This is a genomic window from Azospirillum sp. TSH100 (genome assembly GCF_004923295.1).
In the GTDB taxonomy this organism is placed as follows: domain Bacteria; phylum Pseudomonadota; class Alphaproteobacteria; order Azospirillales; family Azospirillaceae; genus Azospirillum.
This window is the reverse complement of sequence record NZ_CP039634.1, coordinates 1,250,416-1,265,282: the sequence shown is the minus strand read 5'-3', so window position 1 is coordinate 1,265,282 and position 14,867 is coordinate 1,250,416. Positions and strand designations below refer to the sequence as shown.

Below are 14,867 nucleotides of genomic sequence, written 5' to 3'. Positions count from 1 at the left end.
TCCTCCCCCGATTACTGCTGCAGCTGCTTGGACTGGTACTTGGTGAAGTCCACCATGGTGCCCAGCACTTGCAGGTAGGCGACGAGAGCGTCCATTTCGGTGACGTTCTTTTCGCCGGTGAAGTTCGCCACCACGGCCTTCGGATAGCGCTTCATCAGCCCGGCGGTGTCGCCGTCGGGGTTCTTCTGCGCTTCCAGGTCGGCCTTGGCGTTGGCGATCTGCTCGTCGGTGTAGGGAACGCCGACGATCTTCAGCGTCTTCAGGTGATCGGCGATGTCGCCGTAGCTCAGCGGACGGTCCTTCATCCAGCCGTAGGTCGGCATGATCGACTCCGGCACGACCGCGCGCGGGTTCACCAGATGGGCGACCTGCCAGGCGTTGGAGTATTTGCCGCCGACGCGGGCCAGATCGGGACCGGTACGCTTGGAGCCCCACTGGAACGGATGGTCGTACATCGACTCCGCCGCCAGCGAGTAGTGGCCATAGCGCTCGACCTCGTCACGGAACGGACGGATCTGCTGGCTGTGGCAGTTGTAGCAGCCTTCGCGCAGGTAGATGTTCTGCCCGGCCAGTTCGAGCGGGGAGTAGGGACGCACCCCCTCCACCTTCTCGATGGTTGATTCGATCGTGAAGAGCGGGACGATCTGAACCAGACCGCCGATCGACACGGTGATCAGCACGAGCACGATCAGCAGAAGGGTGTTCCGCTCGATCAGGTCGTGGCTGAAGCCCTTTTTATCCTGAGCCATTTCTCGCATCCTTCCCTAGCGTCAGGCCGCGCCGACCGTCGCCTTGTGCGGCGTGGTGACATAGGGCTTCTCGATGCGGACATCGCCCTTCGCCGTGCGCCACAGGTTGTAGACCATGATGAGAGCGCCGGTGACGAACAGGACGCCGCCCATCGCGCGGATCACGTAGAACGGGTGCATCGCCGCGACGGTCTCCACGAAGGAGTACTGCAGGAAGCCCAGGTTGTCGTAGGCGCGCCACATCAGGCCCTGCATGATGCCCGACACCCACATGGCGGTGATGTAGAGCACGATGCCGATGGTGGCGGTCCAGAAGTGGTAGCTGACCAGACGCAGGCTGTAGAGCTGCGAGCGCTTCCACAGGACCGGGACCAGATAGTAGATCGCGCCGAAGGAGATGAAGGCGACCCAGCCGAGAGCGCCGGAGTGCACGTGGCCGACGGTCCAGTCGGTGTAGTGCGACAGGGCGTTGACCGGCTTGACCGACATCAGCGGGCCTTCAAAGGTCGACATGCCGTAGAAGGCGACCGAGGTGACCAGGAAACGCAGGACCGGATCGGTGCGCAGCTTATCCCAGGCGCCCGACAGGGTCATGATGCCGTTGATCATGCCGCCCCAGGACGGCATCCACAGCATGACGGAGAAGGTCATGCCCAGCGTCTGCGCCCAGTCCGGCAGGGAGGTGTAGTGCAGGTGGTGCGGGCCGGCCCAGATGTAGAGGAAGATCAGGGTCCAGAAATGGACGATCGACAGGCGGTAGGAATAGACCGGCCGCTCGGCGCGCTTGGGCACGAAGTAGTACATGATGCCCAGGAAGCCGGCGGTCAGGAAGAAGCCGACCGCGTTGTGGCCGTACCACCACTGCACCATGGCGCTCTGCACGCCCGACACGAAGGTGTAGGACTTCATGCCGAACAGCGACACCGGGATGTTGACGTTGTTGCCGATGTGCAGGATCGCGACGGTCAGGATGAAGGCCATGAAGAACCAGTTGGCCACATAGATGTGCGACTCGCGCCGCGTCATCACCGTGCCGATGAACTGGACCGCATAGAGCACCCAGGTGACCGTCAGGTACAGGTCGAGGATCCACTCGGGCTCGGCGTATTCCTTGCCCTGGGTGAAGCCCAGGACATAGCTCAGCGCCGCGAGCACGATGAAGACGTTGTAGTTCCAGAAAATGAACTTCGCCAGCCCTTCGCCCCCGAAGAGATACTGGCGGCAAGTCCGCTGGACCGAATAAAGCGAAGTGGCGAACAGCACATTGCCGCCGAACGCGAAGATCACGGCCGAGGTGTGGACCGGGCGCAGGCGCCCGAAGCTCGTCCACTCCAGCCCGAGATTCAGCGCCGGGAAGGCCAGCTGCAGAGCGATGAAGGTGCCGGCCAGGAAACCGACGACGCCCCAGAACACTGCAGCGATAACGAAGAGTCGGATGGCGTCCTCATGGTAACGCACGTCTTCCGACACCCGCTGGCTGCCCAGGGTGGCCCCTGAAGTCAGAGTCGCTGATGTCATACAATCTCTCCCGTTTGCCCCGGGCGGCCGTGGGGCCGCGCCGTCTGGGTTGCACCACCACTGGGTACGTACTGTTAAGGAGCGGGACAGGTTGCACTCGGAAATGCCGAGAGGGACGCCGGGCGCGCCTGTCTCCAATGGCGCCCACTATGTGTATGGGGGGGTTCAGCAACATTGATCTACGTCAACGACCCTTCCGCCCCGGGCCTGCCATCGTTCAGCGTCCTTGCAATCGGCCGGACTGAAATGGACGACGGTTTTATCGCCAAACCCCTTGGTCGGCGCCAGATCGACCAGGCTTATCCGCTGGTCTGCGCCATCGCGCCGGGCCTCGGGGTCGGCCAATGGCGCGCATTTGCCGCAGCGGTGCTGGACGGCGCAACCATGGGCGGCAGCGAAAAGGACGGCTCCCCGGCAAGCCGGGGCATCATGACCGTGCAGAACGCGCAGGGCTACCTGCACGGCCTGTTCTCCTACGCGGCCGAACCGCATCTGCTGCACGGGCGGACGCTGTGCGTCGACAACTTCGTCGTGCTCGACCTGTTCGACGTCGCCGGGGTGGCGGAGGCCCTGCTGCGGGCGATGGAGGGGGTTGCCCGGCGGCTGGGCTGTGCGGCCATCCACACCACCCTGCCCGATCGCACCGTCCGGCACGGTTCCCGCCGCGACCCGATCCCCGACTGTTTCCGCACCGAAGGGCACCGGCAGGAGACGGTCCGCTTCTGCAAGGATCTGGCGGTGGTCAACGACAACGCCCCCGCGGCGGCGGACGAACGGCGCGGCGCGGAATAGCACCCGCCGGACGGCGGAGCCCGTCGTCGGTCTCGACCGGCCGCCGCCGCTGATGCAGGATCACGGTCGCGGCCCCTTCCCCGACGGTGCCGCGCCGCAACCACCCGACCTGGAAGCTTTTGGATGAGCGGAGCGCGATTCGGCAGCCTGCTGGAGGGGCTTCCCTCAAGCCCGCAGCCCGACGAAATCTTCACCACCCTGGCGGCACTGCCTGCCTCATTGCCCGCCCCATTGCCAGGCGTACGGATCGAACGGATCGTCTCCACCGGCCAGACCTCGCCGGACGGCTTCTGGTATGACCAGGGCTGGGACGAGTTCGTCCTGCTGGTCGCCGGCACCGCCACCTTGCAGGTGGAGGGAGAGGATGACCGCAGGCTGGGCCCCGGCGACTGGACGCTGCTGCCCGCCCGCACCCGCCACCGCGTCGCCGCCACGGCCGTCGGCGAGCCGACGGTGTGGCTGGCGATCCATGTCGGCGAACCGGACGGCGGGCCGGAAAACGCCATCGAAACGGAATAATGGGAAGCGCGCGGCCATTGCGCGCCGCCGATTTGCCGCTAGGATGCGGGCCCATGAGCGACACCGGCACCAAACCCGTCAAGAAATACCCGGCGATCCATCTGCAGTCAGGCCGCCAGCGGCGCGTGATGCAGGGACATCCCTGGGTCTATTCCAACGAAGTCCAGATGGACACCACCGCCAAGGCGGTGCCGCCCGGCAGCCCGGTGCGTCTTCTGGACCCCGGTGGGACGCCGCTGGGCATCTACACCTTCAATCCGCACACGCTGATCGCCGCCCGGCAGCTGTCGAGCGACCCGGCGACCGTGGTGGATCACGCCTTCATCACCGACCGGCTGCGTCGCGCGGTGGACCTGCGCGACCGGTTGTTCAGCCGCCCCTTCTACCGCGTCGTCCATGCCGAGGCGGACGGGCTGCCCGGCCTGATCGTCGACCGCTTCGACGATGTGGTGACGGTGCAGGCCAACTCCGTCTTCATGGACCGCCGGATCGACGAGATCCTGGCCGCCATCGACGAGGTGATGGCGCCGCGCGCGGTCATCCTGCGCAACGACGGCAGCCAGCGCGCGCTGGAAGGACTGGCGGAGGAGACCCGGCTGGCCAAGGGCGAGATCGCCGGGCCGATCCGGCTTGAAGAGAACGGCGTCACCTTCTTCGCCAACCCGCTGGACGGCCAGAAGACCGGCTGGTTCTACGACCAGCGCGACAACCGCGCCTTCATCGCCTCGCTCGCCAAGGGCGGCCGGGCCATCGACTTCTACAGCTACAATGGCGGCTTCGGCATCCAGTGCGCGGTGGCTGGCGCCACCCAGGTGATCGCGGTCGACCGCTCCGCCCTGGCGCTGGAGAACGCCACCCGCGCCGCCGAGGCGAACGGCGTCGCCGACCGCTTCGAGGCGCGCAAGGCCGACGCCTTCCAGGAAATGGAGCGGCTGGGCACGGCCGGCGAGACCTTCCAGGTGGTGATCGCCGATCCGCCGGCCTTCGTGAAGTCGAAGAAGGATCTGGCGGCCGGCAGCCGCGCCTACCGCAAGATGGCGCGTCTGGCGGCGAAGATCACCGCCCCCGGCGGCTATCTGCTGTGCGGGTCGTGCAGCCACAATGTCGATCCGCCCACCTTCGCCGAACTGGTCGCCCGCGGCCTGAACGACGCCGGTCGCACCGGCCGCATCCTGCGCAGCGCCGGCGCCGGGCCGGACCACCCGGTCCACCCGCATCTGCCGGAGTCCGCCTATCTGAAGGCGATCGTGCTGCAGCTGGATTGAGGTCCGGCGTACGGGGGATACGTACACATCAGGTACAGCCCCCGTACGTTCCCGCGTTTCACGCATCGCGAACCGCCTTGTGCCGCCGTTCGCGAAACCACAGCGGCGTCCCACGCAGCCGCGCTGGCACGTACACCCGCATCCTGTCGATGGTCCTTCGCGATCCTCCCACGCGAAGGCACCGTCCCGATGCGCAAGCCCGCCAAACTTCCGGTCACCAAACTCCCTATTGCCAAATTCCCGGCCACGGTCCGCATCCTGCTGGGCTTCTCCCCCTGGATGCTGTTCGGGGCCCTCCTGCCGCTGGCCGGGTTGCCGCCGGCCTCGTCCGCAGCGCTGGCCGCCAGCCTCGGCCTCTGCGCGTTCGACAGGCTGCGCGGCTCCTTCAAGGCACCGGAACTGGTCGCCGTCGCCGTCTTCGCCATCCTGCCGCTCTGCGGTCCGCTGGGCTGGGACTGGCCGCTGCGCAATCTCGGGCTCGCCATCCATCTGGCGCTGTCCGCCATGGCCTTCGGCAGCATCGCTGCCGGCAGCCCCTTCACCTTGCAATATGCCCGCGACGACTGGCCGCGCGAATTCTGGCAGTTGCCGCAGTTCATCGCCATCAACCGGCTGATGACGGCGGTCTGGGGCCTGCTGTTCCTGATCGGCGGTCTCGGCTTCGCCGCCCTGCCCGGCTGGGAGGCCGCGGTCTCCCTTGGCGCCGGCGGTCTGGGCATGCTCCTCAACCGGCTGCTGCCGGACGCCCTCGTCACCATGGGGATGCGCCGCCGGCTGGCCCAGTCCGACCCGCACCCCTGGCCTGCTCCAGCGATCCTGAACCGCACAGGGACCGCATCCGACGAGCGCGACGTGGTGGTTGTCGGCTCCGGCATCGGCGGGCTGACGGCGGCGGCGCTGCTGGCGCGGGCCGGAGCGCGGGTGACGGTGCTGGAGGCGCACGACCGTCCCGGCGGCTTCTGCACCAGCTGGACCGTCAAGGCGCGCAACCGCGGCGAACCGGGAGCCGAGCCCTTCCGCTATGTCTTCGACGCCGGCGTCCACGACATCAGCGGCGCCCAGCACGGCGGCCCGGTCGACCATCTGCTGCGCACGCTGGGCCTCCGGGACCGGGTGGAGTGGCTGCCGGTCACCCGTGGCGTGGCGATGAACGGCAGGGTGCGTCAACTGTCTGACGATGCCGACGGGCTGGCAACCCAGATCGCCGCCGACCACCCGCCCAGCGCCGCCGGCGCCGCCGCCTTCCTGGCGGAGATGCGGGCGGTCCATGACGAGATGGTCCGCGGCTGTGCCGAGCGCGGTCTGCCCAACATCCCCGATTCGGTGGCGGCGATGCGCCGTTACGCCACCGACTGCCCGCACTCCATGCGCTGGATGGACCGCCCGTTCCAGGAGATGCTGGACCATCACATCCCAGATCCGGCCGGACAGCGCCTGCTGACCCTGCTGACCGGCTATCTCAGCGACCGGGCGGATCTGCTGACCGTGGGACAGATGGCGCCGATCTTCGGCTACTGGTTCCACGGCGGCCGCTATCCCGCCGGCGGGTCGCAGGCGCTGGCCGACGCGCTGGCCCGGTCGATCCGCGCCGATGGCGGCGAGTTGCGGCTGCGCACCCGCGTCACCCGCATCCTGATCGAGAAGGGCCGCGCCGCCGGGGTGGAGACCGCGGATGGCCGCCTCCTTCGCGCCCCCGCCGTGATCTCCAATGCCGATTTGCGGCGCACCATGCTGGAACTGGTGGGCGCGCAGCATCTGCCAGCCCCCTATGCCGCCCGCTGCGCGGCGCTGCGGCCGTCGACCTCGGCCTTCATGGTCACGTTGGGCCTCGACATGGTCCCCGACCTGCCGACGATGACCTTCCTGCCACGGGACGGCGCCGGATTCGGCATGGCGATCGCCATCCCTTCGATCCACGACCGCAGCCTCGCCCCGGATGGGCACGCCGCGATGACGCTGCTCCGGTTGGCCCCGGCCGATGCCGGCTGGAACCGCGCCGACCCGGATTACAGGGCGCGCAAGCGGGAGGAAGGCGATGCGATGATCGCCGCCGCCGCCCGCCTGATCCCCGATCTGGAACGCCACATCACCACCCGGCAGGAGGCCAGCGCCGCCACATTCGCCCGCTATGCCCACACCAGCGCCGGCAGCATCTACGGCATCGCCCCCGATCAGCAGCGGCCGACCCGCCGCAGCCCGATCCCCGGCCTGTTCCTGACCGGCGCCGGCGTCTTCCCGGGTCCGGGGGTGGAGGCCTGCGTCATCTCCGGCCGGCTGGCGGCCGAAGCGCTGCTGGGCAAGGAAAGCCTGACGTTCGAGGCCCTGCGCGGCACCGCCGGCCGCGCCGGCCGCGCCGGCTCTGGCCGCTCCACCGCCCTGCCGGTGACGCAGATGGGCTGACCCTAGCCCGCGAACCCGGCCATCGCCCGCAATTCGGCGGGACTGCGGCCCTCGTCGCGGAGCGAGCGCAGCGACTGGGCGCGGTCGCGCTTGGCCAGCCGATCGCCGGCCGCGTTCCGCAGCAGGCCATGGTGGTGATAGTCGGGCGGATCGTAACCGAGCAGAGCCTGCAACAACCGGTGCAGGTGGGTGGCGAAGAACAGGTCCTCGCCACGGGTGACCAGAGTGACCCCTTGCAGATGGTCATCGACGGTGACGCTGAGGTGATAGCTGGTCGGCGTGTCCTTGCGCGCCAGCACCACATCGCCCAGCAGTTCCGGCGTCGCGTCCTGCCAGCCGCGCGCCCGGTCGTGCCAGCGCAACGGGCCGGTCAGCCGGCGGGCGGCCTCCACGTCGAGCCGCAACGCCCAGGCATCGCCCCGCGCGATCCGCTCGGCGCGGTCCTCCACCGGGCGATGGCGGCAGGTGCCGGGATAGAGCGGACCGTCGGGACCATGCGGAGCGGCCCCGGCCCGCGCGATCTCGGCGGCAATGTCCTTGCGGGTGCAGAAACAGGGATAGAGCAGGCCCAGCGACTCGAGCCGGGCCGATGCGGCGCGGAAATCGTCGAAATGGTCGGACTGGCGCCGGACCGGGCCGTCCCAGTCGATCCCGAGCCACGCCAGATCCTCGATCAGGTCGCGCTCATACTCCGGGCGGCAGCGGTTGGGATCGATATCCTCGATCCGCAACAGGAAGCGGCCGGCGGCGCTGCGGGCGCTGGTCCAGCCGAACAGCGCGGAATGGGCATGGCCCAGATGCAGATGCCCGGTCGGGCTGGGGGCGAAGCGGGTGACGAGGTCGCTCATCACCGCCTTATAGCGGATCGGGCGCCGGATTGGGGCGCCGGATTTACGGGCAGGGGTCAGATGTAAGGATTGTCGCGGATCGGCTCGACCGGGATCTCCTCGCCTTCCAGATAGAGCGCCAGACGGCGGCGCAGTTCGCGGTCGAAGGCGTCGATGCGGAGCTGGCGCTCACGCTCCTCGCGTTCACGGCGCTTCTGGGCGAGGTCGATGATGACGGCGGTCATGGCGGGCTATCCTCGGGGTCGCGTCCGGCCGGGACAACCGGCGGGGTCTGCTTGGATCAACGAGGTCCACCATGGCGCCGTCATGGTTAACGAGGGGTAACCGCGCAAGGGAAGTTGCGGGTCTTTCTGTCGATGTCACAGCCTGCGCGCGTGGTGGCGAACGGCCGCTTCAAGGCCCCGGCGGACATGCCCACAGCGCGGAAAAGGTTACACAACGGTGAAGAAATTCGGGCATACCGGGTCAAGATATTGAGTCCCGAGCCCTGATCCACTATGTATTTGGTTGTCCCGGAGGATGTTTCCCCGCCGGGGCAGAGCAGACGCCACCCCGCGCACGAAGCCGCAGCAGTGTCGCGTGCCGGGATCCAGACACGGTTTCAGGCAACGGTTACAGACAAGGGAGTGGCCATTGGCTCCACCACCCGATCACTGTCCGGCTCTGGTGCTGAACGCGGATTTCCGCCCGCTCAGTTACTTCCCCTTGTCGCTATGGTCCTGGCAGGAAGCGGTCAAGGCGGTCTTTCTCGAACGGGTCAACATCGTATCGCACTATGACCGGGTCGTAAGATCCCCAAGTTTTGAAGTCCGGCTGCCCAGCGTCATCTCGCTGAAAGAATTCATTCCGGCCACGCGCCGCCCGGCCTTCACCCGTTTCAATGTCTTCCTGCGCGACCGCTTCACCTGCCAGTATTGCGGCCGCCCCTTCCCCACCCACGATCTCACCTTCGACCATGTGATTCCGCGGTCCCGCGGCGGTCGGACGACATGGGAGAACGTCATCACATCCTGTTCGGCCTGCAATCTGGCGAAGGGCGACCGCCTTCCCCATGTCTGCGGCATGATCCCCCTCAGTCCGCCCTTCCAGCCCAGTGCCTACGAGCTGCAAGAGAACGGACGCGCCTTCCCGCCAAACTTCCTCCATGAAAGTTGGCGGGATTTTCTTTATTGGGACTCGGAATTGGACCCGATGTAGGGCCAAGGCGGCGAACTCCGGGTCGGGGGCAAGTCCGTCCCCCGCGCCCGTCCCCTCATACCCTTTCGGCCACCCAGATCACCGCCCGGGTGCCGGCCTTGATCGCCGCCGACAGCAGCGGATAGCCCGCCGCCCGTTCCGCCTCGTTCTGCAAGCCGATGTCGCGGTGCTCGACCTCTTCCGCCTGGAATTTGCGGATGCTGTCGGACAGCTCCTGCTCCTCGGGGCCGAGATGCTTCAGTTGCGACTCGTAATGCTCCTCGATCACCTCTTCGACCGCCACGGTGCAGGCCATCGCCGCCCGTTCGCCGAGGATCGCGGTGCCGGCGCCCAGCAGGAAGCCGGTGACATGCCAGAGCGGTTGCAGCAGGGTCGGCCGCACCCGGCGCCGGTTCAGCTGCTTTTCGAAATATTCCAGATGGACCAGCTCCTGCTCCGCCATATGGCGCAGGGTCCTGCCGTGCCGGCCCTTGCCCATCACGGCGATCTGGCCCTCATAGATGCGCTTGGCGCCATATTCGCCGGCATGGTCGACGCGGACGATGCGGGCCAGCCGGTCGCGCCGCGGCAGATCGCCGGGCATGGAGCCGGGCAGAGCCCCCCTGCTCGAATCGGAGCGGGCGACAGCGGCGGGAGACGTCGTTTCACTCACAATGCGGTCCTCGACACCGGGGTGCGGGTGTAGGCGATGCGCGCCGCGACGAAGGCGTAGGCCGCCAGCGCCAGCGAGATCGCCACATTGTAGCCCGCCATGGAAATCCCGAACAGCGACCACGCCACCTCGTCACAGCGGGTGACCGGGGCGGCCAGCACCTGGGCGCGCAACGCCTCCAGCGAATTGGCCGGGGCCGAGCCGCCACAGGACGAGGTGCCGGCCCACCAATGCTGCTCCACCCCGACATGATAGGCGGCGATGCCGGCACCGGCCAGCAGGGCCAGCCCGCTCACCACCAGCAGGGCGTCGCCCAGCCCCTTCCAGCGGCGGAACAGCCAGGTCACCAGCCCCAGCACCATCACCGCCACATAGGGCCAGCGCTGCATGATGCACAGCACGCAGGGCTGGTAGTTCAGCACGAACTGGAAGAACAGGGCCGACAGCAGCACCCCGGCGCTGGCCAGGGCCAGCAGCAGGGCGGCGATGCGGGGATCGTCCAGGACACGGTCGGATAAGGGCTTGGTCGTCATGGCCGACAAGGTAGCGCGTGCGAGGCGGTTCGGCCAGTCGTCCGCGAAGCCCGCCGCACGGCTGCGACGGCATGACAGGGGCCGCGGCATCGAGGGGGAATAAGCGGCACCGCGGCGGCGTCGCCCGAGGAGTTACGGCGGGGCCGGCGCGGTGCGAGCGAAGGAGCCCCGACGCCACGTTCTTTTGCGCTTTCCGTTTCCGGACTGTTGCGTTAGAAGAAGCGTCGCTGCGGGCGTGGTGAAATTGGTAGACGCGCCGGACTCAAAATCCGGTTCCGCAAGGAGTGTCGGTTCGAGTCCGACCGCCCGCACCACCTGATCTCAAGTCAGGCAATCGCCTTCTCGGCGAACTGGTCGAACGCCTCGACCGCCTGGGCGGCGTACATCACCGACGGCCCGGCGCCCATATAGACCGCCATTCCCATCGTCTCCATCACCTCGTCGCGGGTCGCCCCCTGCTTCATCGCCGCTTCGGCATGAAATCCGACGCAGCCGTCGCAGCGGATCGCCACGGCGATGCCGAGCGCGATCAGTTCCTTGGTCTTGGTGTCCAGCGCATTCGCCTTCAACGCCGCCTGGGCCATCCCGGAAAAGGCCTTCATGACGTCGGGGGCGCCGCCCCGCAGCTCGCGGATGGCGCCGGACAGCTCGCCGGTCATCTGCGGCCAGTTCTTGTGCATGGTCGTCTCCTGTTTTCAAAGATGCGCTCGCCGGAGGGCCGGGCGGCCGGACTGCACCGGTCACCGCCCCATTGACTTAACATTAGTATATACTAATTTATAAATCAAGTGCCGTTCACCGCTTGCCCCGTCACCGCCAGCAAGGACCGATGCCGATGTACCTGTGTTCTCTGATGCGCCGCCTGTTCCCGACCGCCCAGCCCGAGACGCAGGGCGGTGCTGACCGGATTCTGCAGGTCGACCCGCAAACCGCCATCCAATGGCAGGCCGGCGGCGAGGTGGTGATCGTCGACGTCCGTGAACCGCATGAACACGCCGCCGGCCATATCCCCGGAGCCATCCTGAATTCGCTGTCGCGGTTCGACCCGTCGCGCGTTCCAACCGAACCCGGCAAGCATCTGGTCTTTCATTGCCAGGGCGGCATGCGTTGCGGCCCAGCTGCCGAGCGCATGATGGCCGCCGGCTACACCGGCACGATCAATCGCCTGCGCGGCGGCTTCGCCGCCTGGGCCAATGCCGGCGGTCCGGTGGAACGCTGACCGGATCTGTCGGAGCGGCCAGTGCGGGAACAGCCAGTGCGGGAACGGCGGGCATGGGAATGGCCAGTGTGGAAGCCGCTGGCCTGCGCGCCGTCGCGGACGTATGTGTCTGTCCGTCTCTGACAGATGCACGGACCGTCGAATGAAGCCCGCTCCCTCCCCGGCCTCCTCTCCGGCTCCCGCACCGATCGTCGTCGACGAAGCCGGTCCGCAGAGCTTCACCCTCACCGTGACGTTCGAGGGCCAGCGGTTCGACTGCGGCAGCTACATCAGCCGCGCCGCGGCGATGCAGGCCGGCCGCCTGTTCCTTCAGCGCAAGGAGGGCGAAGCCGCCAGCGGCCGGACCAAACGGAAGCCGGGCAAGAAGTGATGGCCGACAAGATGCCGGACGACGACCGCACCCGCATGGCCGCCAACTTGGGCGCGGCCGTCGCCATCATGATCGTCCTTGGCCTCGGCTATTGGCTGATGGGCGCCCTGATGCAGCAATCCAGGACCGAGGATTGCCTGCTGGCGCGCCGGCGCAGTTGCGGGACCGTGGAGGTGCGGTGAGGGTCGCTGCGCGCCCAAGCCTACAGGGTGCGCGAGCTGTGCAGGCGCTACCTCGAAGCGCAGTCGACGTGAAGACGCCTGGAAGCATGGCCGGGTTGAGGACGACCCGCTCAACGCCACCGGCTGGCTCAACCGGCTGGCCGGGTTCATGGAGGCGTGAGGGCGCTTTCGTACCCCGCAGATATCTTGGCGATGCCGGCTCAATGACGAGAGCCACGCCTTCTGCGCGAAGACTCGGACTGATTTCCGGTTGAGGATAACGCATCGGCAGGCTCTGCAAAAATGGTCGGAATCAGGATGTGCATCCTGGTTCCCCGCCCCATGCTGCTGTCGGCGAAGATATTCCCCCCCCAGCCGGCAATGATGCCATGCACCACCGGCAACCCCAGCCCTGTGCCGTGGCCCACTGCCTTGGTGGTGAAGAATGGATCGAAAATGCGCGCCAACGTTGCTGCGTCCATTCCGCACCCGCTGTCGCGGACTGTCAGCGCGGCATAACGACCGGCCGGATGCGGCCAGGCCCCTTCCGTCTCCTCATCAAGCTGCACCGCGTCCAGCGTGATCTCTATTACTCCTTCCAATGGCCCAATGGCGTCGGTCGCGTTCCTGATCAGGTTTATCAGCACTTGCGCCATCTGCGTCTCGTCAGCACGGACCAGGAGGGGCAGTGCGGCAATCCGCCAGACGAGTTCGACATTCGGGGGGATGAGCACATTGATCATCTCGACCATGTTGCGCAGTGCCGATCCCAACTGCAGCGGGCCGGCCCCCGCCGCATCGGAATGGCTGAAGGCCAGCACCTGTTGGGTGATGCGCTTGGCGCGCTGTGCGGCGTCGATAACCTTGGCCAGGTTTTTCTGTGTCTGGCAATCCGGCGGCACATCCTCCATGACCAATTCCGTCAAGCCGATGATCGGTTGCAGCATGTTGTTGATCTCATGCGCCAGACCGCCCGCCAGACAGCCTAGAGCCTCCAGCTTCTGGGCCTGCCGCAGTTGGGCCTCCAGTTCCATGCGGGTTTCGGCCGCGCTGCGGCGCTCTTCGGCAAGGCGCAGTTCCGCCTCCCGCAGACTCAGCACTTCGGCCACGGCCTCCCGCTCCTCTGTTACCTGCCGCACGGCCTCCAGCAGGTCATCGACCGCGGAGCTGAGCGGATCCGAGGCTTGCGTGGCGATCTGCTCGGTATAAGCGCCGATCTGCTTGAAGCGTCCATAGAGCGTGACGGGGGCATCGCTGCGACCGACCAGATCGTGGAGCAGGGTCTGCCGCAGGCGGTTCAGCATGCGCAGCCGGGTGTTGCGGGCGCTATGGAAATAGTTCTGGAAATGCCCGTAGTGGATCGGAAAGCGGGCAATGTAATCGTCACGGAAGCCGCCGCGTACCGGCAGCTCTCTCGCTCCTTCGTCGGAGAAGAAAAAGAGCGCAGAAATCGTCTGGTTGACGTTAATCCCCAGAATTTCACCGAAGGTCGAAAAACCGGCCACGGGAAGATCGTCGAAAACGGTCATTCCCGCCAGATGCGGACCGTTGTTGATCCGCCGCAGGACGCAATCATTGAGAAGACCGCCGATAGGTTCGGGCTTGTCGTGAAGAAAGGCTGCGAAATCGTTCCTCGTCTGCTCGATGAAATCGGTGGCCTCGAGCAGGAACAGCTCGTCACCGGCGTTGACGTCGCAGAAGAAGGAGACCCGTCCCTTCGCATGGTCGATTCCCGCCACAGAGCGCACGAAAAGCCCGCTGTCGAGCTCGACGGCAAAGGTATGGGAGACCAGCAGGCGCCCAAGCTCGTCGGGATGGCACCGGAGGCTCCGGGACAGGGCCTCGATAAAGCCGGTGACCTCCAGGCTGTCCGGATCGATGACGCTCGTCACAGTCCGCCGGATCGGGTCGCAGTCCAGAATCGTGAAGGATGGTCCCGCCTTGCGGAAATTCTGTGACTTGAAGACCCCATAGCGTTTGCCTGGAGCCATCCGCACGAAGGCGATGACCGCATGATTGTCCAGCACCCGGTCGCCATCGTGAACCCATGTGTTCCGGAAATCCAGGGTTCCGCCGGCGGAGCCGCCGACGAACAGCACGGGGAAACGGCCGGACGCATAGATCGCCTCCATCAGGAAGCTCTCACTGGCGGACAACCCGTCGATGAAGAGCAGCGCCACGGTATCGTGACAATCAAGCGGGAATGCGGGGTCCACCGTCTCCAGCGACTGACGGATCGCATCGATGCGCTGCTCATGGGAGAGGCGAATATGTCCCTCCCGGATGTCTTCGCTGTGCAAGGGCACGCTGTGGACGCTCACATCGGCGAACAGGGAGCGGCTGAAAGCCTGAAGGACGATGCCGTCCCGTCGCTCGCCGGGATGGTAGAGCCCTCCGGGTACTCCCGAACACAGCTCACCCGCCGTCGACACCAGCACCAGCCTGCATTGCGGATCGATAGCCGATCGCAGGCCCTCTGCGATCTCCGCGAAGGGAAGTTCCGGCGACACGAAGCCGAGGACGAAAGCCGGTGGGCCGTCACCGAAATCAAGCAGCCCCGGAACGTCGCCGAGGCCGATGGCATCGACGGCAAGGATTCTTACGAACGCATTCGAACGCCCGATGGCACTTGGCATGGCGGAAC

General features: G+C 66.7%; 16 protein-coding genes and 1 tRNA gene. 9 read left to right on the top strand and 8 right to left on the bottom strand.

Annotated elements, in window-relative coordinates:
• Window positions 1–11 precede the first annotated feature (11 nt).
• On the bottom strand, window positions 12–749 hold the full coding sequence (gene ccoO / locus E6C72_RS06010) for a cytochrome-c oxidase, cbb3-type subunit II (RefSeq protein WP_109442804.1): 738 nt from the start codon (window positions 747–749) through the stop codon (window positions 12–14).
• 21 nt (window positions 750–770) lie between these two features.
• The gene (ccoN, locus tag E6C72_RS06005) at window positions 771–2,267 is read right to left on the bottom strand and encodes a cytochrome-c oxidase, cbb3-type subunit I (protein WP_109442805.1); all 1,497 of its coding nucleotides are present in this window, start codon (window positions 2,265–2,267) and stop codon (window positions 771–773) included.
• A gap of 246 nt (window positions 2,268–2,513) precedes the next feature.
• On the opposite strand from ccoN, the gene E6C72_RS06000 reads away from it, so the two are divergent.
• From E6C72_RS06000 to E6C72_RS05985, 4 genes are all read left to right on the top strand, one after another.
• Entirely contained in the window at window positions 2,514–3,059 is a 546-nt protein-coding gene (locus tag E6C72_RS06000) for a hypothetical protein (RefSeq protein WP_109442806.1), read from the top strand.
• 123 nt (window positions 3,060–3,182) lie between these two features.
• On the top strand, window positions 3,183–3,578 hold the full coding sequence (locus E6C72_RS05995) for a cupin domain-containing protein (RefSeq protein ID WP_109442807.1): 396 nt from the start codon (window positions 3,183–3,185) through the stop codon (window positions 3,576–3,578).
• A 53-nt stretch (window positions 3,579–3,631) separates the two neighbouring features.
• On the top strand, window positions 3,632–4,843 hold the full coding sequence (locus E6C72_RS05990; RefSeq protein ID WP_109442808.1) for a class I SAM-dependent rRNA methyltransferase: 1,212 nt from the start codon (window positions 3,632–3,634) through the stop codon (window positions 4,841–4,843).
• Window positions 4,844–5,032: 189 nt separating this feature from the next.
• Window positions 5,033–7,243 (top strand): NAD(P)/FAD-dependent oxidoreductase, encoded by a 2,211-nt coding sequence (locus E6C72_RS05985; protein ID WP_109442809.1) that lies wholly within the window; start codon window positions 5,033–5,035, stop codon window positions 7,241–7,243.
• 2 nt (window positions 7,244–7,245) lie between these two features.
• Here E6C72_RS05985 and gluQRS read toward each other — a convergent pair whose 3' ends face one another.
• Together gluQRS and E6C72_RS31695 are read right to left on the bottom strand one after the other, a co-directional pair.
• A complete protein-coding gene (gene gluQRS / locus E6C72_RS05980) occupies window positions 7,246–8,091 on the bottom strand; it encodes a tRNA glutamyl-Q(34) synthetase GluQRS (RefSeq protein ID WP_109442810.1) in 846 nt (281 codons plus the stop codon).
• 56 nt (window positions 8,092–8,147) lie between these two features.
• A complete protein-coding gene (locus E6C72_RS31695; protein WP_169055130.1) occupies window positions 8,148–8,315 on the bottom strand; it encodes a hypothetical protein in 168 nt (55 codons plus the stop codon).
• Between the two features lie 409 nt (window positions 8,316–8,724).
• On the opposite strand from E6C72_RS31695, the gene E6C72_RS05975 reads away from it, so the two are divergent.
• Window positions 8,725–9,288 (top strand): HNH endonuclease, encoded by a 564-nt coding sequence (locus tag E6C72_RS05975; protein WP_042688610.1) that lies wholly within the window; start codon window positions 8,725–8,727, stop codon window positions 9,286–9,288.
• 55 nt (window positions 9,289–9,343) lie between these two features.
• Here E6C72_RS05975 and E6C72_RS05970 read toward each other — a convergent pair whose 3' ends face one another.
• Complete coding sequence (locus tag E6C72_RS05970; RefSeq protein WP_199228842.1) at window positions 9,344–9,940, bottom strand: demethoxyubiquinone hydroxylase family protein; 597 nt, start codon at window positions 9,938–9,940, stop codon at window positions 9,344–9,346.
• Window positions 9,937–10,473, bottom strand: a complete 537-nt coding sequence (locus E6C72_RS05965; RefSeq protein ID WP_109442812.1) for a disulfide bond formation protein B — start codon at window positions 10,471–10,473, stop codon at window positions 9,937–9,939. Before E6C72_RS05965 ends, E6C72_RS05970 begins: the two co-directional genes overlap by 4 nt.
• A gap of 229 nt (window positions 10,474–10,702) precedes the next feature.
• On the opposite strand from E6C72_RS05965, the gene E6C72_RS05960 reads away from it, so the two are divergent.
• Window positions 10,703–10,787: transfer RNA gene (locus E6C72_RS05960), tRNA-Leu, on the top strand.
• Between the two features lie 12 nt (window positions 10,788–10,799).
• Here E6C72_RS05960 and E6C72_RS05955 read toward each other — a convergent pair.
• Window positions 10,800–11,153, bottom strand: coding sequence for a carboxymuconolactone decarboxylase family protein (locus E6C72_RS05955; RefSeq protein ID WP_109442813.1), 354 nt, complete (start codon window positions 11,151–11,153; stop codon window positions 10,800–10,802).
• A 155-nt stretch (window positions 11,154–11,308) separates the two neighbouring features.
• On the opposite strand from E6C72_RS05955, the gene E6C72_RS05950 reads away from it, so the two are divergent.
• The 3 genes from E6C72_RS05950 to E6C72_RS05940 all read left to right on the top strand — a co-directional run bounded on the left by E6C72_RS05950 (window position 11,309) and on the right by E6C72_RS05940 (window position 12,244).
• On the top strand, window positions 11,309–11,692 hold the full coding sequence (locus E6C72_RS05950; RefSeq protein ID WP_109442814.1) for a rhodanese-like domain-containing protein: 384 nt from the start codon (window positions 11,309–11,311) through the stop codon (window positions 11,690–11,692).
• A gap of 142 nt (window positions 11,693–11,834) precedes the next feature.
• Window positions 11,835–12,062, top strand: coding sequence for a hypothetical protein (locus E6C72_RS05945; protein WP_109442815.1), 228 nt, complete (start codon window positions 11,835–11,837; stop codon window positions 12,060–12,062).
• Window positions 12,062–12,244: a hypothetical protein gene (locus tag E6C72_RS05940; RefSeq protein ID WP_109442816.1), complete on the top strand. Its 183-nt coding sequence runs from the start codon at window positions 12,062–12,064 to the stop codon at window positions 12,242–12,244. The genes E6C72_RS05945 and E6C72_RS05940 overlap by 1 nt, the downstream gene beginning before the upstream one ends.
• A 200-nt stretch (window positions 12,245–12,444) precedes the next feature.
• Here E6C72_RS05940 and E6C72_RS05935 read toward each other — a convergent pair whose 3' ends face one another.
• Window positions 12,445–14,859: an FIST N-terminal domain-containing protein gene (locus tag E6C72_RS05935; protein WP_109442817.1), complete on the bottom strand. Its 2,415-nt coding sequence runs from the start codon at window positions 14,857–14,859 to the stop codon at window positions 12,445–12,447.
• Window positions 14,860–14,867 lie beyond the last annotated feature (8 nt).